The sequence below is a fragment of the Pantoea sp. USHLN298 genome (genome assembly GCF_037149395.1).
Lineage (GTDB): Bacteria > Pseudomonadota > Gammaproteobacteria > Enterobacterales > Enterobacteriaceae > Pantoea > Pantoea astica.
Genome location: NZ_JBBCRO010000003.1, coordinates 234,319 through 255,036, shown reverse-complemented (window position 1 = coordinate 255,036; position 20,718 = coordinate 234,319). Strand labels below are relative to the sequence as shown.

17 protein-coding genes and 1 tRNA gene are annotated in these 20,718 nt (G+C 56.8%); 9 read left to right on the top strand and 9 right to left on the bottom strand.

From position 1 onward, the window contains the following. The first annotated feature begins 57 nt into the window (after positions 1-57). The 5 genes from WFK59_RS09155 to ompC all read left to right on the top strand — a co-directional run bounded on the left by WFK59_RS09155 (position 58) and on the right by ompC (position 8,697). Positions 58-1,968, top strand: a complete 1,911-nt coding sequence (locus WFK59_RS09155; RefSeq protein WP_336755639.1) for an Ig-like domain-containing protein — start codon at positions 58-60, stop codon at positions 1,966-1,968. A gap of 307 nt (positions 1,969-2,275) precedes the next feature. After that, complete coding sequence (locus WFK59_RS09150; RefSeq protein ID WP_233987553.1) at positions 2,276-3,631, top strand: TolC family outer membrane protein; 1,356 nt, start codon at positions 2,276-2,278, stop codon at positions 3,629-3,631. A gap of 28 nt (positions 3,632-3,659) precedes the next feature. Continuing rightward, the gene (locus tag WFK59_RS09145) at positions 3,660-5,819 is read left to right on the top strand and encodes a type I secretion system permease/ATPase (protein ID WP_336755638.1); all 2,160 of its coding nucleotides are present in this window, start codon (positions 3,660-3,662) and stop codon (positions 5,817-5,819) included. Beyond that, positions 5,816-6,985, top strand: coding sequence for an HlyD family efflux transporter periplasmic adaptor subunit (locus tag WFK59_RS09140; protein ID WP_293003156.1), 1,170 nt, complete (start codon positions 5,816-5,818; stop codon positions 6,983-6,985). The genes WFK59_RS09145 and WFK59_RS09140 overlap by 4 nt, the downstream gene beginning before the upstream one ends. A gap of 599 nt (positions 6,986-7,584) precedes the next feature. After that, positions 7,585-8,697, top strand: a complete 1,113-nt coding sequence (ompC, locus tag WFK59_RS09135) for a porin OmpC (protein WP_233987555.1) — start codon at positions 7,585-7,587, stop codon at positions 8,695-8,697. Positions 8,698-8,736: 39 nt separating this feature from the next. Here ompC and WFK59_RS09130 read toward each other — a convergent pair whose 3' ends face one another. After that, positions 8,737-8,913, bottom strand: coding sequence for a hypothetical protein (locus tag WFK59_RS09130; protein ID WP_336755637.1), 177 nt, complete (start codon positions 8,911-8,913; stop codon positions 8,737-8,739). Positions 8,914-9,063: 150 nt separating this feature from the next. Further along, positions 9,064-9,174: a response regulator gene (locus WFK59_RS09125; protein ID WP_233987557.1), complete on the bottom strand. Its 111-nt coding sequence runs from the start codon at positions 9,172-9,174 to the stop codon at positions 9,064-9,066. Between the two features lie 181 nt (positions 9,175-9,355). Between WFK59_RS09125 and apbE the strand changes: the two genes are divergently transcribed. The 3 genes from apbE (at position 9,356) to WFK59_RS09110 (ending at position 12,795) form a co-directional block, all read left to right on the top strand. Next, positions 9,356-10,405 (top strand): FAD:protein FMN transferase ApbE, encoded by a 1,050-nt coding sequence (gene apbE, locus WFK59_RS09120; RefSeq protein WP_336755636.1) that lies wholly within the window; start codon positions 9,356-9,358, stop codon positions 10,403-10,405. Next, the gene (gene alkB, locus WFK59_RS09115; protein ID WP_233987559.1) at positions 10,405-11,046 is read left to right on the top strand and encodes a DNA oxidative demethylase AlkB; all 642 of its coding nucleotides are present in this window, start codon (positions 10,405-10,407) and stop codon (positions 11,044-11,046) included. Before apbE ends, alkB begins: the two co-directional genes overlap by 1 nt. Before the next feature lie 96 nt (positions 11,047-11,142). Next, positions 11,143-12,795: a multidrug ABC transporter permease/ATP-binding protein gene (locus WFK59_RS09110; RefSeq protein WP_233987560.1), complete on the top strand. Its 1,653-nt coding sequence runs from the start codon at positions 11,143-11,145 to the stop codon at positions 12,793-12,795. Positions 12,796-12,952: 157 nt separating this feature from the next. Here the strand turns inward: WFK59_RS09110 and WFK59_RS09105 are convergent, their stop codons facing one another. The 5 genes from WFK59_RS09105 to WFK59_RS09085 form a co-directional block, all read right to left on the bottom strand. After that, a complete protein-coding gene (locus WFK59_RS09105) occupies positions 12,953-13,672 on the bottom strand; it encodes a 4'-phosphopantetheinyl transferase family protein (protein WP_233987561.1) in 720 nt (239 codons plus the stop codon). Positions 13,673-13,742: 70 nt separating this feature from the next. Further along, the gene (locus tag WFK59_RS09100; protein WP_031377240.1) at positions 13,743-13,946 is read right to left on the bottom strand and encodes a hypothetical protein; all 204 of its coding nucleotides are present in this window, start codon (positions 13,944-13,946) and stop codon (positions 13,743-13,745) included. A gap of 587 nt (positions 13,947-14,533) precedes the next feature. After that, positions 14,534-14,610 (bottom strand) — tRNA-Pro (locus tag WFK59_RS09095). A gap of 73 nt (positions 14,611-14,683) precedes the next feature. Further along, entirely contained in the window at positions 14,684-16,438 is a 1,755-nt protein-coding gene (yejM, locus tag WFK59_RS09090; protein WP_233987562.1) for an LPS biosynthesis-modulating metalloenzyme YejM, read from the bottom strand. Positions 16,439-16,460: 22 nt separating this feature from the next. Then, on the bottom strand, positions 16,461-16,688 hold the full coding sequence (locus WFK59_RS09085; RefSeq protein WP_009089108.1) for a YejL family protein: 228 nt from the start codon (positions 16,686-16,688) through the stop codon (positions 16,461-16,463). Positions 16,689-16,846: 158 nt separating this feature from the next. Here WFK59_RS09085 and yejK point away from each other — a divergent pair, with 158 nt between their 5' ends. Further along, entirely contained in the window at positions 16,847-17,851 is a 1,005-nt protein-coding gene (gene yejK, locus WFK59_RS09080) for a nucleoid-associated protein YejK (RefSeq protein WP_233987563.1), read from the top strand. Positions 17,852-18,519: 668 nt separating this feature from the next. Here the strand turns inward: yejK and rplY are convergent. Together rplY and WFK59_RS09070 are read right to left on the bottom strand one after the other, a co-directional pair. Continuing rightward, positions 18,520-18,804 carry a 50S ribosomal protein L25 gene (gene rplY, locus WFK59_RS09075; protein ID WP_013358540.1) on the bottom strand — a complete coding sequence of 95 codons (285 nt, stop codon included), beginning with the start codon at positions 18,802-18,804 and terminating at the stop codon, positions 18,520-18,522. A gap of 144 nt (positions 18,805-18,948) precedes the next feature. Then, the gene (locus WFK59_RS09070) at positions 18,949-20,703 is read right to left on the bottom strand and encodes a DEAD/DEAH box helicase (RefSeq protein WP_094121673.1); all 1,755 of its coding nucleotides are present in this window, start codon (positions 20,701-20,703) and stop codon (positions 18,949-18,951) included. Positions 20,704-20,718 lie beyond the last annotated feature (15 nt).

Below are 20,718 nucleotides of genomic sequence, written 5' to 3'. Positions count from 1 at the left end.
AAGATCAGTTTATCTGATGGTTTTCGCCTGCGTTCCTGTTCTGAATTGAGGTTACCTATGTCACAACGTGATACGCTTCGTGCCGTCCGGCTCGAATCCATTTTTCAGACCGCGGTAAGTGAATTTGCCGTGCCCGCCACGCCCGATGTCGCCCCGACCGCCAGTGACCCTCTTTCGCTGGCTGTTGCCGGCACGTCAGCGGAGACGGCGCTAAGCTCACCGATCAATCTCTCTGCGCTGGCGGTCAGCACCGCCGCGGATACCCAGCCACCCGCTGCGCTGCGGCCCTATGAACCGATCGCTGCAGATGGCGTGATCGCTAACTGGGAAGCCCGGAACCCGGTTCATCTGCGCGGCCAGGCGGTGGGAGAAGCGGGCTCAACCGTCACCCTGACTTTTAACGATCAGAGCTGGCACAGCACCGTCAATCAATGGGGCTACTGGAACGCCTCGATGCCCGCCGAGGTTTTGAAAGGCCTACCGGACGGTAATCACACCCTGACGCTGACCATCACCGATAAAGCCGGGAACAGCACCGATACCACGGTCGATTTCGGTCTCTATGCCGATCGCAGCATTAAGCCGACCCTGACGGTCGACACCATCAGTAAAGATGATGCGGTCAACATTGAGGAGAGCGTCTATGGCGTGGAGATCAGCGGCAGCGGCACGCATCTGGCGGCGGGCGGACGGGTCACGCTGACCCTGGGCAGCCTCACCACCACCGCCCTTGTCGACAGTGAAGGCAAATGGACCGGCAACTTCAATGAAAGCGATCTGAAAGCCTTGCAGGATGGGGTCTACAGTTTGCAGGTCAGCGCGAAGGACCCTAATGGCAATAGCGCCACCGAAACGCATCAGCTCACCCTGATTACCCATCTGAGCAGCCTGCCGCAGATTAGCTTCGACAAGGTGACGGCCGACGACGTGATCAATCTGGCGGAAACCCAGCAGGATCTGCTGCTGAGCGGCACGCTCTCGACCGTGATGCCGGGCCAGCGGCTGGTGATTACCGGTGCCAATGAGAAAGATTACGCCGCCACGGTTAGCGAGGAGGGACACTGGCAGGTGGTGATACCGGCGGCGGATGTCCACGCCTTTATTAACGTTGGCGAGATCCGCGCCTGGTCGATTGACGGTGCCAACAACTACACCGATGCCAGCCATGAGCTGAATATCAAAACCGGTTTTATTCCGATCTATATCGAGATGAATATTGGTGGCGATATGATCCTCAACGCTCAGGAGGCGCAGCACGATCTCAGTCTGTATGTCGAAGGGGCCAATGAAATGGTACTCAATGGCAAAACCTATCAGCCGGACAGCAAAGGCATGGTCACCCTGAGCACCAGCGATCTGCAGGCGTTACCGGATGGCCCGGTATCCGCCACCTTTAATCGCTGGGATGACTATGGCAACAGCGACAGCCAGACCTACAGTGAGCTGTTTACCGTGGCAATCCATCAACGCCCGACCCTGACGCTGGAGACCCCGTTCGACGATAACCGGATCGACGCCGCCGATGTCAATAACTGGCATCTGATCCAGGGCAGCTCGACTCATCTGGAACCGGGCAGCCTGGTGCAGTTAAGCCTCGGCGATCAGCACTACAGTGCCAGTGTGAAAGCCGATGGGGGCTGGGCGCTGACCATTCTGGCCGGGCAACTGGCCCCGCTGGATGATGGTGAATATCAGATGACGGTGAGCGCCAAAGACAGCGCCGGTAATCTGGCCAGCGCCAGCCAGACGGTAACGGTGGCATCACATAGTGACACCGCCGCGACGCTCAATGCACTGGCGGTAGATCAGCTGCTGGAGAGGCTCAGCCCGAACGGTGAGGCGGAAACCCTGACGGCCGCCGCGTCGTCTCCTGCCGCTGCGGCCCACGACAGCAATCTGGTCGCCGAATCACCTTACACGCTTGCCGATCATCTGTGGCAACACGCTGCCGCGCATCCGCTGGTCTGACCCACAACACATTAGTTCAGGTACTGCCTTCCGGACGGGTTAGTTAAGCCCGTCTGGATTGGCGGGTGAATCTCTGCTGCTTAAATTTTACGCTATTGACAAAATAATTAATTATTTCATCGATATTTAGCAGGAAGAAGCCAGGGTTATGATCTAATAATGTTAAAGGTCGTTTAGCGTCTGGCTTACGATCCATAAATTAAATGACGCAGTTCAATGAGGCGAGAGCCCGTGACGGCGCACCGTTTTGCACTCTTTGTTCACCGGGAAAACACCATGATGATAAGAACCCCTGTTGGTAAACATAATGAACAAAGCGCGATTGACCTTTTTGTTATGCGCCCTGAATGGCGTAGTGTTGCCCGCGGCCATTGCCGCACCCTTGCCCAAAGCTGAATTTAACTGGCGAGCCGCCCCCAGCGAAGAACAGATAGCCACCTTAACGCTGCGTGACGCCATCCTCCGCGCTTTCGCCCGCAACCCGAAAATCTCGGAAGCGGCCGCTCAAATCCACGTCGGTGAAGGCGATCTCGACGCCGCTAAAAGTGCCTGGTATCCGCAGATCTCTTTGCAGGGTGCGGCAGGCCGATCTCATCAGACCGACTCCGCCGGCAGCCTGAATAACAATGGGTCCGGCGGCATTATGCTCAGTCAGTTGCTGTACGATTTTGGCCGCACCGGCGGAGCCATCGATGAACAGCACGCCTTGTCCGATGCCTATCTCTTTGGCCTGTTCGACTCCATGACCACCGTGGCGGAAGATACGTTACAGGCCTATCTGGAAGTTAAACGTTACCAGGCGCTGGCGGAGACGGCCCATACCAATATCGCCTCTCTGGAGCGGGTACGGGATATCGCCCGACTGCGCGCCGATGCCGGCCTCAACTCACAATCGGACGTGTTACAGGCGGAGACCCGCATCGCCGCCATGCATGCCACGCTGGAACAGTATCGGGCGCAGCTGCGTTCGGCCAAAGCGCAGCTGACGGTGCTGACCGGCGTGGTACCGGCTGCGCTGCCGGAGTTGCCGCAGGCGCTGCTGAACCAGCAGATTACCCTCGATAAAATTGCCTACGCCAACAGCGCAGCGGTGCGCAGCGCCCAGGCGAAACAGGAAGCAGCCCGCGAGCGGGTGCGTCAGGCGCAGTCTGGCCACTGGCCGACCATCAAAGTTCAGGCGGGCCGGACCCGTTATGAAAACGATCGCCAGTCCTACTGGGATGATGAAGTCCAGCTTCAGGTTGAAGCGCCGCTCTATCAGGGCGGGATAGTGAATGCCAGAACGCAATCCGCTGAAGGCGATCGTGAAGCGGCGCAGGCGGCAGTGCAGCAGGCCAAACTGACCATCAATCAGAATGCTTCTACCGCCTATGCCGACATGATTGGTGCGCAGCAGCGCCAGGCGGCCGGTGAAGTACAGCTGGCCAGCGCCGACCATACCCGAAACGTCTACGCCGATGAGTATCGGCTCAGTAAGCGCAGCCTGAACGATCTGCTGAGCGTGGAACAGGATGTGTTTCAGGCGGACAGTTCGCGCATCACCGCGCTTTACGATGGCTGGGATGCCACCGTGCGCTACGCCGCGGCGGTCGACAATCTGCTGGATATCCTGGGTATCGATCGTCAGCGCAGCAGCGGCGATCTCCTTCCTTCGCTGCAATAGCGAGCTTGCGTATTAAAAGGCATTAACGATGAATGCACAAAATCTGAATACCGAAAACTGGATTGCCGCCATGCTGCGCGTGGCGGCACGCTTCGGTAAGCCTGCCGACGGCAAAACCCTACGCCAGCAGATGCGCTGGTTTGAACATCTGCCGGTGGCGCAGCAGCTTGAACGTCTCTCCGGACTGCTCGGGCTGCATCTGACCATGGTGCCGCAAAACAAGCTGCGCTGGCGTCAGGAGATCACCCCGGTGGTGCTGGTGCTGGAAAACAGCAGCGTGGCGGTGCTGGAAGGCATCGATCCCGACGGCAGCGCGCGCTACTGGCTGAGTGAAGGCGGGGACGTGGTGCGTGAAGGGGCGCTGTCCGAACTGCTGACCCGCAGCCAGGGCGATGTCGGGGTAATCGGCGTGGCGGCGCGCGGTCGCGATGCGCGCATCGATGAGTTTGTTCAGCCCTATGAGCCGCACTGGTTCTGGAAGAATTTTCGCGGTATGGGGCGACGCATTACCGAGATCTCACTGGCGTCGGTGATCAGCAACGTGCTGGCGCTGGCCGGGATCCTGTTCTCGATGCAGGTCTACGATCGGGTGATCCCGGCGCAGTCGCAGGCGACGCTCTGGGTGCTGTTTGTCGGGGTACTGATTGCGGCGGCGATTGAGTATCTGATCCGCCTGATGCGAACGCAGGTCTCTGACTTAATGGGTAAACGCATCGACCTGAAAGTCTCCGCCATGCTGTTTGCCCGGGCGATGAGCATCCGTAATGAAGCGCGGCCAAAATCGACCGGCTCATTTATATCGCAACTGCGCGAAATCGATCAGGTGCGTGAACTGCTGACTTCGACCACGGTAGGGGCCGCCGCCGATCTGCCGTTTGTTATCCTGTTCCTGTTCATCATGTCATTTATCGGTGGCTGGCTGGTGCTGATCCCGCTGGCAGCGATTCCGCTGATCGTTATTCCTGGCATGCTGGTGCAGATCCCGATGGCGCGGCTGGCGAAAGAGGGGCTGCGGGAAGGGGCGCTGCGTAATGCGGTGCTGGTGGAAACCATTGAAGGCATAGAAGATATTAAAGCGCTGCAGGCGGAACCCTATTTTCAGCGCCAGTGGGAACAGACGCACGAAGTCAGCGCTGCAATCAGTAACCAGCAACGCTTATGGGGCGCGCGGCTGACCGGCTGGGCCTCGACGGTGCAGCAGCTCACCTACGCCGGGATGCTGGTGTTTGGGGTCTACCTGATACTCGATTCGCAAATCACCACCGGTACCCTGGTCGCCTGTAGCCTGCTCTCCTCACGTACCATCGCGCCGCTGATGCAGCTCACCATGGTCTTTTCCCGCTGGCAGCACGCCAAAATGGCGATGAAAGGGCTGGATGAGCTGCTGAAGAAACCGCTCGATCAGCCGGAAGCCGCCACGCTGGCCCACTGTCCGACGCTTACCGGCCAGTACGATCTGCGTAACGTGCACTACAGCTACGACGAAGAGAATGAAAAGAACGTCCTCAACGTTCAGCAAATGCAGATCAAACCGGGCGAGAAGATCGCCATTCTCGGCAAAGTGGGTGCCGGCAAATCCACCCTGCTAAAAATTCTCGCCGGTCAGGCGCTGGCGACCCAGGGCAAGGTGATTGTCGATGGCGTCGATATTGAACGCATCGATCCAATCGATCTGCGTCGCCAGCTCGGCTGGCTATCCCACGATTCGCGGCTGTTCTTTGGCACGCTGCGGCAAAACCTGATGCTGGGAAATCCGCACGCCAGCGAACAGGAGATGCTGCAGGCGCTGCGCATCAGCGGCGCGCTGTCGCTGGTGCAGCAGGATGCGGCCAGTCTGGATCGCATTATTAATGAAGGGGGTCGCGGCCTGTCGGGTGGACAGCGTCAGATGGTGATGCTGAGCCGGATGATCCTGCGCCAGCCGCAGGTGGTGCTGCTGGATGAGCCGACGGCCGCGATGGATGAGCAGTTAGAGGAGCATGTTATACGTCAGCTACAGGGCTGGATCAGCGGCCGCACGCTGATTCTGGTCACCCATCGTCCGGCGCTGCTGAAGATGGTCGATCGCATTGTGGTAATGGATAACGGCCGGATAGTGGCCGATGGGCCGCGTGACGAGATCCTGCGCCGCGCCACCTCAACCGCCGCCCAGCCGGCGCCGGGCCCGAATAAAGGAGATGCCGCATGAGTCTGGTGATGATTGATAAAGATCTGGCGCGCCATGAACGCCGCACGTCCGCCATTATCTGGCTCTGTACCGCGGCGCTGGCCATTTTTCTTATCTGGGCGCACTTCGCCATTCTGGATGAAGTGACCGTCGGCACCGGCAAAGTGACGCCGTCCAGCCGGGCGCAGGTGATTGACAGCCTGGACGGCGGCATCGTCAAACAGCTCAACGTGCATGAGGGCGATATCGTCGAGAAAGGGCAGATTCTGGCGACGCTCGACCCGACGCGCTTCCAGTCAAATTTCGGTGAAGCCCAGGCTAAAGTACGTACGCTGCGTGCCTCGTCAGAACGGCTGGAAGCGGAGCTCTCCGGTACGCCGCTGAAATTCAGCGCCGAAACGCTGAAAGAGCCGCAGCTGGTGCTGCGGGAAAGGCAGCTGTATGAATCCCGGCGGCGCAATCTGACGGAAACCATCAGCAACCTGCAGCAGTCGCTCAAACTGGTGCAGGATGAACTGCGTCTGACCGAGCCGCTGGTGGCTAAAGGCGCGGCCGGCCAGGTCGAGGTGATCCGCCTGCGGCGTCAGGTCAGCGATCTGCGCGGCAAAATCGATGAGGCGCGCAATGACTATCTGGTACGCGCCCACGAAGAGCAGGTTAAAAACAATGCTGAACTGGATGCGCAGCTACAGGTCGCGGCGGGTAAAGAGGACCAACTGACGCGCGCCACGCTCTATTCGCCGGTGCGCGGCATCGTTAAAGATATTCAGGTGACCACGGTCGGTGGCGTACTGGAGCCGGGCGGCAAGCTGATGGAGATTGTGCCGCTGGAAGATCAGTTGCTGATTGAAACCCGCATCAATCCCCGTGATATCGCCTATATCCGGCCTGGCCTGGCGGCAATCGTGAAGATCACCGCCTACGACTCCTCTATCTATGGCGATCTGCCAGGCGAGGTGGAAATTGTCTCGCCGGATACGCTGCAGGATGAGGTTAAGCGCGATCAATACTACTATCGCGTCTACGTTCGCACCCAAAAGGCGGAGCTGACCAACCGCGCCGGGCGCAAATTCCCGATTGTGCCGGGTATGGTCGCCAATGTAGAAATTAAAACTGGCCAGAAATCGGTGATGGATTATCTGCTTAAGCCGCTGAATAAAGTTAAAGAATCGCTGAGAGAGCGATAATACCGCGATCCAGATATTATCTCAGCCTGCTTAATTACCGTGATAAATTAAGTGGGCGGAGTTATTGTCAGGCAAGCGGCAAATAAGGGGGAAATTAACTTTCTGTGCGGCTTAATAACAATGTTAATTCAGCCGGGCAAATCAAGTTTACGCAGAAATAGTGGTAGCGGCGGATGGCAGGCAAAAAAATGCCGGACAAACATGTCCGGCGGGAAATATAGGGTAAACATCTCATTCGGGGTGAATGAAGGTAATAATGAAATAAATGATGATAGCGGGATCTATTGTATTACCTGATGACGCATAAGTTTTATCATTCAGTGCTTCAGAGTAATCCGATGTAACGCGTTGATAACAAAGGTAGCAAAATCAGATTGGCTTTTTGTGCCATATTTTTTATCGATACGTGCTGGTTATTAGTTCCCCAAATCTTACATTATGAAATAACTGTTTCGTACTCTGAAACACTTTTGGAAATTTAGTAGCATTTTCGTGATGGATTATTGCCCGATATAAAACAACAATGGCCTGCCGGCTGAATTTTTAATCATTCAGTTAGCAGTGGCAAATAATAAAGGCACATTACAGAGGGTAATAAAATGAAACGTCGCGTTCTCTCCCTGTTGGTCCCTGCGTTGCTGGTCGCAGCAGGATCGGCAAACGCAGCTGAAATCTACAACAAAGACGGCAACAAATTAGACCTGTTCGGTAAAGTCGATGGCCTGCACTACTTCTCCGATAATGATAGTTCTGATGGCGATCAGTCCTACGTCCGCTTTGGTTTTAAAGGCGAAACCGAAATCAGCGACCAGCTGACCGGTTACGGCCAGTGGGAGTATCAGGCGGCGCTGAACAATGCAGAGTCGCAGGGTACCGAAAACAGCTATACGCGCGTCGGTTTTGCCGGTGTGAAATTTGGTGATGCAGGCTCGTTCGACTACGGTCGTAACTACGGCGTTGCTTACGACATCGGCGCATGGACCGACGTTCTGCCGGAGTTCGGTGGTGATACCTATGGCGCGGACAACTTTATGTTCCAGCGCGGCAACGGTATGGCAACCTACCGCAACAGCAACTTCTTTGGCCTGGTCGATGGCTGGAACTTTGCGGTGCAGTATCAGGGCAAAAACGGCAATGGTGATGAATCACCGAACGGTCGCGATGTGCTGGGTCAGAACGGTGACGGCTGGGGCCTGAGCACCACTTACGATCTCGGTTCTGGTTTTGGTATTGGTGCGTCGGCATTCCAGTCTGACCGTACCAACGATCAGAACGGCAACCAGGCGGGTATCCTGGGCCGTGGCGACAAAGCTGAAGCCTACACCGGCGGTCTGAAATATGATGCCAACAACGTTTACCTGGCAGCGATGTACACCAAGTCGTATAACGCAACCCGCTTCGGCAGCAGTGATTCCCCAGTGTTTGGTTACGCTGATAAAGCGGAAAACTGGGAACTGGTGGCGCAGTATCAGTTTGACTTCGGTCTGCGTCCATCGCTGGCGTATGTTACCTCACGCGGCACCGACGTGCAGAACTGGGGCAAACAGAACCTGAAGAAATACATTGATGTAGGTGCGACCTACTACTTCAACAAAAACATGTCCACCTATGTGGATTACCAAATCAACCTGCTGGATGACAACCAGTTCACCGACGCGGCCGGTATCAACACCGACGACGTGGTGGCGCTGGGTCTGGTTTACCAGTTCTGATTTGTACAGATGCGCAGCCACGGCTGCGCATCTGCGTTATCAATCCTTTTCTTTTATCTCTTCTGCTGCTCGCCACGTTTTCGCTTTTGCAACGGTCGCGACCGGTGTAACCACCACGCCAAATCGGGCCCCTTCAAACGCGACGCCCCCCAGCGTAAAGGCTGAAAAGCTCAGCCACTGATGCCAGGCTGCCTGCAGGTTTTGTGACCTTTTCATTCTGCACCTCTCAGAGATAAACACTGATTCAACAGTGCAGAATTCATGCCAGCTTTACCGCTCTGATAGCCACGGGCCTGCCGCGCATTCTGGTAAACTTGCCGCGCAGATTAAGGCGGCCAATGCCCCGTTAAGGTGCAACGCTGCTGATTAATGGCGCGACCGCGACAGCGTCATGTGACGATGACGGCGCTGATGCCAGACTTTGTAGCTGCTGAAGATGAACAGACCCAGGGCGATGGCAAGAATCACATAGATCATCTGCTACTCCTTTCATTAAACCTAACCGTTAAACGTAAATCGCCCGGTTACGGGCGGATGCATAGTAGATGACTGACTGATACTGTCGCCATTGGGTAAAGTATTCAACCTTATTTTAACCTCTTTACCAGCGATTTATGCTTTGTAGCAGGAATAGATAAATTTTTACAAGTGAGGAGTGATGCGATATCAGATTAATCTGCTGTCTTTACCTTTTGCCATCCTGTTGTTAGCGGGCTGTGATAAGCCAGCGACACCTTCTGCAATGGTGCTGGAAGGCAAAACCATGGGGACGGTATGGCGCGTCAGCCTGGCGGACGTCGCCAGCGAGCGCAAAGCGGAGTTGCAGCAACGGATTCAGCAGCAGCTGGACAGCGATGACGCTGAACTTTCCACCTGGAAACCCGATTCTGCGCTGTCACGGTTCAATCAGAGCCGCGCGCTGACGCCGCAGCCGGTCAGCGAGAACATGGCGGATATCGTCACGCTTTCCTTACGCATTGGCGCTAAAACCGGGGGCGCGATGGATATCACCGTCGGACCGCTGGTCAATCTGTGGGGCTTCGGCCCGACAAAGCAGCCGGTCCATATCCCGGATGAGACGCAAATTGCCGCGGCTAAAGCGCAGACCGGCCTGCAGCATCTGCGGGTCATTCAGGGCGCAGGCGGCCAGTGGCTGCAGAAAGATCTGCCGGGCCTGTATGTTGACCTTTCAACGGTGGGCGAGGGCTTTGCCACCGATCATCTGGCTCGCCTGATGGAGCAGCTGGGGATCAACAACTACCTGGTTTCGGTGGGTGGCGCGGTACTGAGCCGTGGGCTGAACGCGCAACATCAGCCGTGGCGGGTAGCCATTCAGAAGCCGACCGACCGCGAGAATGCGGTACAGGCGCGAGTCGATCTGCAGGGACACGGTATCAGTACCTCTGGCAGCTATCGCAACTATTATGAACTGGACGGCAAACGCGTTTCTCACGTCATCGATCCCGTTACCGGCCGGCCGATTGAGCATAAACTGGTGTCGGCCACGGTGATTGCCACCACTGCGCTGGAGGCTGACGGCTGGGATACCGGCCTGATGGTGCTTGGCAGTGAAAAAGCCAAAGCGCTGGCGATCCAGCAGCATCTCGCGGTCTATCTGATCAGTAAAGAAGGCGAGAGTTTCGTGAGCTGGATGTCACCGCAGTTTGCCGCCTTTTTGAGTAAACCTGAGTCGACAGGAGCACCCTGATGTTAGATCTGTTTAGCGAAGAGCAACCCTGGCAGGAACCGCTGGCTGACGGCGCGGTGATCCTGCGCCGCCGCGCGCGCGATGAGGCAGAAGCACTCTATCAGCAGATTCTGGCCATTGCCGACCAGAACCCGTTTGCCCACCGCATCACGCCGGGCGGCCATCGTATGTCGGTGGCGATGACCAACTGCGGCGATTTTGGCTGGTCGGTTGATTCGCGCGGATATCAGTATCAGCAGCAGGATAACCTCAACGGGCAAAAATGGCCGGCGATGCCGCCACTGTTTCGCAACCTGGCGCAGGCGGCGGCGCGTGAAGCAGGGTTTCCCGACTTTCATCCCGACGCCTGCCTGCTCAATCGTTATGAACCGGGCGCGAAGCTGACTCTGCATCAGGATAAAGATGAGAAAGATCTGCGTCAGCCGATCGTTTCGGTCTCGCTGGGATTACCGGCGGTGTTTCAGTTTGGCGGTTTTGAACGCGGCGACAGCACGCAACGGGTGCTGCTGGAACATGGCGACATCGTGGTGTGGGGTGGGCCGTCACGCCTGCGTTATCATGGCATCCTGCCGCTCAAGCCAGGCGTGCATCCGCTGGTCGGTGCCTGGCGTTATAACCTGACGTTCCGCCGCGCCTTTTAATCCGCTGCGCGACCCGCGAAGCGTTGCGAATAACTATTGCTATCATTTTGCATCACATTACACTGCAGGCTGTTTTTCGACTGCTGGATTGCCTGCATGACGTTGTTAAGCGTTGTTTTTCGCCAGTTTCGCTGGCCTTTTATCGGGGTTATTGCGCTGACGCTGCTGAGCGCGGTGTTGGGTATTGGCATGATTGCCTTTATCAACCGCGAAATGATCGTTGCGATCAATAGCTCCTATGCGGTTCTGCCGCAATTCCTGCTACAGCTGGTGGTGCTGATGGCGGTGACGCTGGCTTCCCAGCTGGCGCTGACCATGCTCGGCCATCAGTTTGTCTGGCGGATGCGCGGTGAATTTATCAAACGTATTCTGGATACCCGGGTGGAGCGCATCGAGCAGCTCGGCAGCGCGCAGCTGCTGGCGGGACTGACCAGCGACGTGCGTGCCATTACCCTGGCCTTTGTGCGTCTGCCGGAGCTGATCCAGGGCATTATCATTACGCTCGGCTCGGCGTTTTATCTGGCCTGGCTGTCACCCAAAATGCTGCTGGTGACCAGCGGCTGGCTGGCCGTCACGCTGATCGGTGGCTGGCTGCTGGTTTCCCGCGTCTATCAGCACATGGCGAAGCTGCGTGAAATTGAAGATCATCTCTACCGTGACTACCAGACGGTGATTGATGGGCGTAAAGAGTTGCAGCTCAACCGCGAGCGCGCCCGTCAGATCTATGAAACGGTCTATCAGGAAGATGCCACCGCCTGGCGACATCATATTGTGCGTGCCGATACCTATCATCTCAGCGCCGTGAACTGGTCCAACATTATGACGCTGGGCGCGATCGGCATGGTCTTTTTTATGGCCAACAGCCTGGGCTGGGCCAATACCGCGGTGGCGGCGACCTTTTCTCTGACGCTGCTGTTTCTTCGCACGCCGCTGCTGTCGGCCGTGGGCGCGCTGCCGACCCTGCTCAGTGCGCAGGTCGCATTCCGCAAACTCAATGCCTTTGATCTTGCGCCTTATCAGCCTGATTTCCATGCCTCACCGTCAAAAGCAAGCTGGCAGACGCTGGAACTGCGCGATGTCTGTTTTCATTACGGTGAAAACGGCTTTAAGGTTGGCCCGATTAACCTGACGCTGCACCGCGGTGAACTGCTGTTTCTGATTGGCGGCAACGGCAGCGGTAAATCGACGCTGGCGATGCTGCTGACCGGTCTTTATCAGCCTCAGTCTGGCACGCTGCTGCTGGATGGCCAGCCGATAGACGCGGACGGGCTGGATCGCTGGCGTCAGCACTTCTCCGCCGTCTTCACCGATGTGCATCTGTTTGATCGGCTGATTGGTCATGAAGGAATACCGGCGAATCCGGCGCTGGTGCAGCAGTGGCTGGAGCGGCTTAAAATGCAGGACAAGCTGAAGATTGAGGGCAATAAGGTGCTGAATCTGCAGCTCTCTAAAGGGCAGAGCAAACGGCTGGCGCTGCTGCTGGCGGTAGCCGAAGAGCGGGATGTGCTGCTGCTGGATGAATGGGCGGCAGATCAGGACCCGCATTTTCGCCGTATCTTCTATCGTGAACTGCTGCCCTGGCTGCAGGCGGCTGGCAAAACGGTGTTCGCTATCAGCCATGATGATCACTACTTTATCCACGCCGATCGGTTGCTGGAGATGCGGGAAGGGCAGCTGACTGAACTGACCGGCAGTGAGCGCGAACAGGCGACGCTGGACTCGGTACAACGCACCGATACCGGGCTTTGATGCAGGCTGGCAAAGCTTAGCAAAAAGGCATATTGGCTGCCTCTGCGGCTAACGGGTTATCCTGAAAATCAGCAGAGAGCCTGCTCTCTGCCATCCTGGAACTTCTTCTGTCGTCATGTGTTTACCCCGGCTAAGCCGTTTTGCTTAGCCGGTTTTTTTATCCCTGATGTGTCAGCAGGGTTATCACGCTATCCTCCCGCCATAAAAATTCTGCCTGCAAGGTTGTGCCCTGGGTAAAGCGATCGCTGAAGTGATCGGTGAGCCGCAACGTCGCGCACTGACGGCTGAGATCAACTGTTTCCAGCACTGCCTGCTGAAAATCCATTGGCTGATGCAGCTGTGGCCACAGCGCTTTATAAAGTGACTCTTTCAGCGAAAACAGCAGGGTAGCCGCCGCATTAAAACCGATGGGCAGTGCGCGCAGCCGTTGCTGCTCGTGGGACGTCATCAGCAGTTCGGCGGTTTCATTGGCCGTCGCCTCTGACATCAGCTGCTCAACATCCACGCCGATACAGCAGCCGGGCTGACGGGTCACTGCCAGCGCCACCACACCGGCGCTGTGCGACAGCGAAGCCTGCACGTCGTCGGGCCAGCAAGGCGAGCGGTCGGGCGCATTCGTCAGAATGAAGTCATCAATGCCCAGTCGGGCCATTACTGTGCGAGCCAGTTGCCGGCTGGCGAGATATTCGGCCCGCCGCGTGTTCACCGCCTGTGTCAGTCGGTCGGGCAGCGGTATGCCCCATGCGGTGGCGAGTGCATCACGGTAATGTTGCGGGTTGAAGCGGCTCACCGCCAGCCAGGGATCGCTGTCGCTCAGATGTTGAGAAAGGATAAAGCCGCCTGCGGGAGGCGGCAGCGGAACGTCGGGATAGCGCATGCGGTGCCTGACTGAAGCCAAAAAGGCATTAAATCAGGCCGGGAAGGGTGGGGCAAGCCGTCCGCAGCGATCAATCGTTCGGCGGGATAGCAAAACTTTTCAGTGAAACGACAAAATGGTGGTGACCTTTGCTGATGCGAGCGCCACGGTCGCACCAGTGGCTCGCCAGACGAAAGAAGTCGTCGCTGCCAATGTCATACGCCAGTTCCACTTTGCTAATGCCTGAATGCAATAACGCTTCTGCATCCTTCAGGCTTTTCGCTTTGATCGCCATAAAAATTATCCGTCAATTTCAGGGGAGTTCAGAGTAGGCAATTTCTGTGACATTTTTGTTTCAGTTTGATGAATTGGCGTCGCGTTGTGCTTATTTTGTGAGGCAGACTGGATTTCGATGCAACCTGTAACCGGCTGAATGCATGACAGATGTTAGCTGACACGGCGAAGTTTTCTGAAAGCGCAGCCATAGAAAAGGCCGCGTCTGGCGCGGCCTTAGTGGGTTACTTCTTGTCTGGCGGTGTTTGTTGCTTATCGCCGGACTCTGGTGCTTCGGTTGGATCGTCTTTTTCGATTGCTGTCATGAACTCTCCTATCGTTACCCACACGATCTTCAGTATAGATCGGAATAGGCAGAGTGCGAGCAAAGTGACCGTTTGATGACAAAAATGAGGCTATGCCTGTTTTCAACCACAGCATCAGGATAATCAGCGTTGCGTGTGATGATGCGGTGTAAAGCGGGAAGGGGACGCGGATAAAGCCTGGAGCTGAAGATCAGTGCGCTGATCTCAGCGGAAAGATAAAGACCGCATATTCGCATTGAGAAACGAAAAAAAGCAGCCTTTTGGGCTGCTTCTTCAGGGAATTTGGTCGGCACGAGAGGATTTGAACCTCCGACCCCGGACACCCCATGACCGTGCGCTACCAGGCTGCGCTACGTGCCGAACACTGGAGGATTAGTCTACTGGTTCCCGCCATGAATGCAAGACACCAGCCGACTATTTGCCTCATTATTAATCAGTTAGCGATAAATCGTTTCTCTTCCGTCAGCACCTGTAACAGCAACGCCAGCTCCGGTTTATGATCTTTTAACGCCTTGCCCTGCGCATCATAGGCGCGATAGCTGCCGTTATTGTTCAACACCAGCGTCACCTGTGGCGTGGTAATCACCAGCTTGTTCTCTTCACTGCTGGCAACCCAGTCGTGGCGACGGCGCGCGGCAAACAGATCTTCACCCTGTGAGTAGTTAACCGGATTGGTGCGTACATGCAGCAGACGTTGCATCAGCGTCGCCATCACATCCTGATGATCGGAAAGACGATCAACGGTTTGCGCTGGGGTATCCGGCCAGTGAATCACCAGCGGCACCTGCAGGGTTTCACGGTTACCGGCGCTATCAGGATCACCGTTCAGTGCCAGTCCGCGCTGGGCAGTAATCACCACCACGGTATTTTTCAGCAGATCGCGTGCCTGCAGAGTAGTCAGCACCGCGTGAATCTGTTCATCGACCGACGGTGCCTGACGCAGATAGCTGCGCTGGCGCGCTTTGGCGTTGTCGCCGGTGACGGTCGGGCCATTCAGCGCCACCCATGAGAACCACGGATTGCTGGCACCGTTCTGTTTGTCCAGCCAGTTCTGCCACTGCGTAACGGTACTGGCGTTAGGCTGACTGGTGCTGGCGGGCAGCGAGTAATCGGTCAGCAGCGCCTGGCGATAAAGCGGCGGATTAAATCCTTCCGACGAGAACAGGCCAAACTGATAGCCCTGGGTGCTGAGCGCGCCGAGCAGCGCGGACGGCGTACGTGACGCCAGTATCCCGTTCATGTAGCTGGACGAGATGCCGTAAAACAGGCCAAACAGCCCTTTCTCCGGCGTATCGCCGGCGCTGTAGTGCTGGGTAAAGCGCACGTTTTCACTGGCAAACTGATTCAGCTGAGGCAGCGCTTTCGCCAGCGTGGCGTTATTCAGACCATCCACGGTCAGTACCAGCAGGTTATTGCGGGTACCGGCGTCACGGAAGGTAATCTCACTCAGCGGATACTCAACCGATAACGCTTCCGGATCGCCTTGTTGCACCAGACGACGCTGATATTCCTGCGCATCCAGCAAGCCGTGACGTTCCAGAAAGCGCCGGGCAGTCATCGGATAGGAGAGCGGCAGGTTGGCGCGCTGCATGGTGATCGGGCGATAGAAGTTGGCATCGGCCCAGATATACATCAGATGGCTGGCAAAGAAGGCGCTGATAAACAGTGCCGCGACCGGTTTACCAAATGAACGACGATTAAGGCTGCGCAGCTTCTGCCAGCTCCAGGTCGCAAACAGCATCTGTACCAGGAAAATCAGCGGGACGCTGATAAACATCAGCTGCCAGTCACGCGCCATCTCACTCTGATCGGGGTTGATCACCAACTCCCACACCACCGGGTTCAGGTGCAGGTGGAAGCGGCTGAACACCGCGCTGTCGACCATGATCAGCGTCAGGCCCGCGGTGGCGACCACCGCCGAGATCACCCGCAACAGCCGTTGCGACATCACCACAAAGGTCAGCGGGAAGATAATCAGCAGATAGGCGGCAAAGACGATAAAACTGAAGTGACCTACCCAGCTGCTATAGGCGTAGACACGCCCCGCCAGCGAAGAAGGCCAGTCAGCAACCAACAGGTAGCGACTGCCTAAAATCAGCGCGAAAAGGATGTTAAACAGAGCAAACCAGTGACCCCAACTGATCATCTGGGAGACTTTTTCGCGGTAGCGCTGCCGGTTGGTTACCATATTATGAGATCAAATCAGCAAATTAATGGGCGTTATCGTCACGTACCGACGCCTGCAGGGCATCAGCGAAAGATCGTGCCAGTGAACGACGTTGCGCAGGGGCGACATCGCTGTTAATTAAGTTGGTCACCATATTTCCCAGTACCATCAGGGAGAGATCGGTCGGCGCCTTGTCCTTTTGCAGGATTTGGGCCATTTCCGCGAGGAGTTGTTCCACGCGTTCGTCACTGTAACGGGAAGATTGTGGCATATCGTTATCTAAGCTCATTTCAAAAGGCGATATATTACCGGAACAGCGACCTTTTTTCCGCAATTTTATCGAAAGCGCACTGTTCGCTTTACGCATGGAGTTGAAAGCCGATGCCGGCGGTGTTTGAATACGCGCCTGTGCTAAAAGGAGAGTCTACCATGAGTCTGGATATCGACCAGATTGCCCTGCATCAGTTAATTAAACGCGATGAAAACCAGCTTGAACTGGTGCTACGTGATTCGCTGTTACCAGCCACTAACACGGTTAACGCCATGGTGGAGGAGCTGCACCGGGTTTACAGCGCGAAGAGCAAAGCCTATGGCCTGTTCAATCCTGAGAGTGAACTGGCGGAGGCGCTGCGTAATTGTCGCCAGGGCAACGATGATTTTCTCGCTTTTAGCCGCGCGGCCACCGGTCGCCTGCGCGATGAGCTGGCAAAATATCCGTTTGCCGAAGGCGGCGTGGTGCTGTTTGTTCACTATCGCTACCTGGCCGTGGAGTATCTGCTGATTGCGGTGCTTAACAGCCAGTCGAGCATGCGCGTCAATGAGCAGATGGACATCAGCAGTACCCACTATCTCGACATTAATCATGCCGACATTGTGGCGCGTATCGACCTGACCGAATGGGAAACTAATCCGGAATCGACCCGTTACCTGACTTTCCTGCGCGGCCGCGTCGGACGTAAAGTGGCTGACTTCTTTATGGATTTCCTCGGTGCGGAAGTGGGATTAGACACCAAAGCGCAGAACCGCGGTCTGTTGCAGGCGGTGGATGATTACTGCAGCGAGTCAAATCTCGATAAGCAGGAGCGTCAGAACTACCGTCAGCAGGTCTACAGCTACTGCAACGAGCAGCTGCAGGCGGGCGAGGAGATCGCGCTGGAAGAGCTGTCGGGTGAATTGCCGCCGCTGGGCGAAAAAACCTTTCAGGCGTTTACCCAGGAACAGGGCTATGAACTGGAAGAGAGCTTCCCGGCCGACCGCAGCACCCTGCGACAGTTAACCAAATTTGCCGGCAGCGGCGGGGGACTGACGCTGAACTTTGATGCGATGTTGCTCGGCGAGCGCATTTTCTGGGACCCGGCTACCGATACCCTGACCATCAAAGGGACGCCGCCGAACCTGCGCGATCAGCTGCAGCGCCGGACCAGCAGCAAATAAAAAAGCCGGGCTGAGCCTTAATACTCGTTAGTTAAGCGACAGGTGATAACGCAGTCTGGTGCCGCTCAGGGGATGGCGGTCCTCGCGCCGCTGCGCGGTACCTTCACTTCATTCGTCTGCCTGACGGACCGCCGGGGATGGCACATCCTGTGCCGCCCCGCCTTTCGCCCGCGTCCTGCGGGTTCTCCTGGCAGACTCATTCCGTTCAGCGCTGCGGATTGCCTGCCCCTGATCGGCCCCAGCCTGCTCTGAAGCTTCAGTGCGTGCTGTTAAAAAGGGCACGATGGTAGAGGCCTGAGCGCCTCTGCTGCTGAAAGGGCTATCCGCAGCGCTGAGGCGTGACGTTGGGCCAGAACGTCACGCCGGGAAGCGTGGAGAGTTCGGGGCCGGCCAGGGAAGGCCGATCCCCGAACGGTTCGTCGGCACGACGTCAAAGCCGAAGGTACCGCGCAGCGGCGCGAGGACGGCCCGGCAGCAGCAGAGGTGCTCAGGCCCGCACTCCTGCACACTCGCCCAAAAAAAAGCTGCCACGTTTGACCGTGACAGCCTTTGCAAATGTAACTTTAACTGACAAGCATCAGGGCTGAGCCCGGCTTTAACCGTATCTGGCGGCAAAATAAAAGGGCCGGTTTCGCAACCGGCCCTTCTACGTTCAACTTATCCGGCGATTAAGCGCGAACGAAGTCGATGTGAAACAGTTTTGGCTTGAACGGGTGACGCTGAACAGCCTGAACTTTCACTTTGGTTTCTTTACCGTCAACAGACAGGGTCAGCACTTCGTCGTAGAAACCTGGCTTAGCTTGCAGGTTCATTACGGAGTCGTGATCCAGGTCGATGGCAACAGCCGCTTCAGAACCACCGTAGATGATGGCCGGGAAACGGTTTGCTGTACGCAGGCGGCGGCTCGCACCCTTACCCTGCTCTTTACGTTCTACTGCATTGATAGTGAGCATCAATATCTCTCTTTATTTAATTCCTGCTACAGGCGACCCAGTAACAGGCAGGTTATTCAATACCGCTAATGCACATGCAAAAGCGGGCGGCAGTATAGCCGTTATGCCTGGTGGTAGCAAACGATATACCCGCCGGCACCGTACTTAACGCAGCTCGTTGGCGCGACGGAAGCGGCCCTGATAATCAAACATCTTTTCGCGGATCTGCCAGAACTGGCCTTTGGCCCGCGCGACCACAAAGTCGGGATGACGCAGCAGCGGCTGCAGCGCCAGCACATCAGCGGCGGTCTGCCAGCCCAGCGGCACGCCAGGCGCGCGCTGATGCGGACGCATAAACAGTTGTTCAAATGCCTTACGCTGGGCTGGGGTCTGCAGGCGAAAACGTTCACTGACGCTGGTGCCTTCCTCATCGAAGTAGGTGGCTTTCAGCCATTCACCTTTGGCATCGCGCCCCTGTTCCAGCGTCATACCGCCGCAGCGCAGCACCAGCGCATCTTTTAATTTCAGCGCGGCCTTCAGCATGTCGTCGGGATCGACCAGAATTTTATCGCACTGGTGACAGCGCCGGGCGGCAATATCATTTTCTGCGCCGCAGTCGGGGCAGCTCTTGAAGCGGAAGCGGAAGTCGCACTGCTCGCGCTCACCGTCGTCATCTTCCAGTACGCCCTGGCAGCGACGGCCAAAATGCTCAATCACCATGCCATCGGCGGTGGCTTTGCCCCAGAAGGTATTGGCGAAACCGCAGGCGGGACAAAACACCTGCACCGGCTGATTATCACTGGCACCTTTGGGCGCGCCCACTTCCGGCGTAAACAGGTCGTGCGGGTTGCCGGCGTAATCCAGGATCAGACAGTCTGTTTTGCCCGGCGACAGCCGCAGGCCGCGGCCGACAATCTGCTGATAGAGGCTGACCGATTCCGTCGGGCGCAGAATGGCGATCAGATCAACGTGCGGCGCATCAAAACCGGTGGTCAGTACCGCCACGTTAACCAGGAACTTCAGCTGTTGCGCCTTAAACGCCACAATCAGCGCATCGCGCTCTTTGGCCGGCGTCTCTGCCGACACCAGGGCGCTGTTAGCGGGCAGCAGTTGCAGAATTTCACGCGCGTGCTCGACCGTAGAGGCAAAAATCATCACGCCCAGCCGATCTTCGGCGAACTCAACAATCTGACGAATGATATGCGGCGTCACGCGCTGCTGTTGTTTCAGTTCGCGGTTAAGATCGGCTTCGCTGAATAAGCCGTTGGCCTGGGCGGTCAGGCGACTGAAGTCATACTGCACCACCGGCATATCGAGCCGCTCCGGCGGCACCAGAAACTGATGTTTAATCATGTAGCGCAGCGGCAGTTCATAGATACAGTCACGGAACAGCGCTTTTTCATCGCCGCGCACCATACCGTGGTAGTGAAACTGGTAAATCCAGCCTTTACCGAGACGGAACGGGGTGGCGGTCAGGCCGAGCAGCCGCAGCTGCGGGTTATGTTGTCGCAGATGATTGAAAATCTGCTGATACTGGCTCTCTTTGTCATCGCCGATACGGTGGCACTCATCGACAATCACCAGAGAAAAAGCGCTGTCGAACTGGTCCAGGTTGCGCGCCACCGACTGCACGCTGCCAAACACCACTTTGCGCTGACTCTCTTTGCGCTGCAGGCCGGCGGCAAAGATATCCGCTTCCAGCCCGTAGGCCTGATATTTGCTGTGGTTCTGCGCCACCAGCTCTTTGACGTGCGCCAGCACCAGCACCCGGCCGCGCGCCAGCCGGGCCAGCTCGGCGATCACCAGGCTTTTCCCGGCACCGGTCGGCAGCACAATAACCGCAGGATGATGATGACGACGGAAATGCGCAACGGTGGCATTGACCGCGTCCTGTTGATAGGGGCGTAAGGTAAAAGACATGGCTATCACTTTTGA

Coding starts and splice junctions, on each gene's coding strand:
- WFK59_RS09155 (WP_336755639.1), top strand. CDS start 58: ATGTCACAACGTGATACGCTTCGTGCCGTCCGGCTCGAATCCATTTTT.
- WFK59_RS09150 (WP_233987553.1), top strand. CDS start 2,276: ATGAACAAAGCGCGATTGACCTTTTTGTTATGCGCCCTGAATGGCGTA.
- WFK59_RS09145 (WP_336755638.1), top strand. CDS start 3,660: ATGAATGCACAAAATCTGAATACCGAAAACTGGATTGCCGCCATGCTG.
- WFK59_RS09140 (WP_293003156.1), top strand. CDS start 5,816: ATGAGTCTGGTGATGATTGATAAAGATCTGGCGCGCCATGAACGCCGC.
- ompC (WP_233987555.1), top strand. CDS start 7,585: ATGAAACGTCGCGTTCTCTCCCTGTTGGTCCCTGCGTTGCTGGTCGCA.
- WFK59_RS09130 (WP_336755637.1), bottom strand. CDS start 8,913: ATGAAAAGGTCACAAAACCTGCAGGCAGCCTGGCATCAGTGGCTGAGC.
- WFK59_RS09125 (WP_233987557.1), bottom strand. CDS start 9,174: ATGATCTATGTGATTCTTGCCATCGCCCTGGGTCTGTTCATCTTCAGC.
- apbE (WP_336755636.1), top strand. CDS start 9,356: ATGCGATATCAGATTAATCTGCTGTCTTTACCTTTTGCCATCCTGTTG.
- alkB (WP_233987559.1), top strand. CDS start 10,405: ATGTTAGATCTGTTTAGCGAAGAGCAACCCTGGCAGGAACCGCTGGCT.
- WFK59_RS09110 (WP_233987560.1), top strand. CDS start 11,143: ATGACGTTGTTAAGCGTTGTTTTTCGCCAGTTTCGCTGGCCTTTTATC.
- WFK59_RS09105 (WP_233987561.1), bottom strand. CDS start 13,672: ATGCGCTATCCCGACGTTCCGCTGCCGCCTCCCGCAGGCGGCTTTATC.
- WFK59_RS09100 (WP_031377240.1), bottom strand. CDS start 13,946: ATGGCGATCAAAGCGAAAAGCCTGAAGGATGCAGAAGCGTTATTGCAT.
- yejM (WP_233987562.1), bottom strand. CDS start 16,438: ATGGTAACCAACCGGCAGCGCTACCGCGAAAAAGTCTCCCAGATGATC.
- WFK59_RS09085 (WP_009089108.1), bottom strand. CDS start 16,688: ATGCCACAATCTTCCCGTTACAGTGACGAACGCGTGGAACAACTCCTC.
- yejK (WP_233987563.1), top strand. CDS start 16,847: ATGAGTCTGGATATCGACCAGATTGCCCTGCATCAGTTAATTAAACGC.
- rplY (WP_013358540.1), bottom strand. CDS start 18,804: ATGCTCACTATCAATGCAGTAGAACGTAAAGAGCAGGGTAAGGGTGCG.
- WFK59_RS09070 (WP_094121673.1), bottom strand. CDS start 20,703: ATGTCTTTTACCTTACGCCCCTATCAACAGGACGCGGTCAATGCCACC.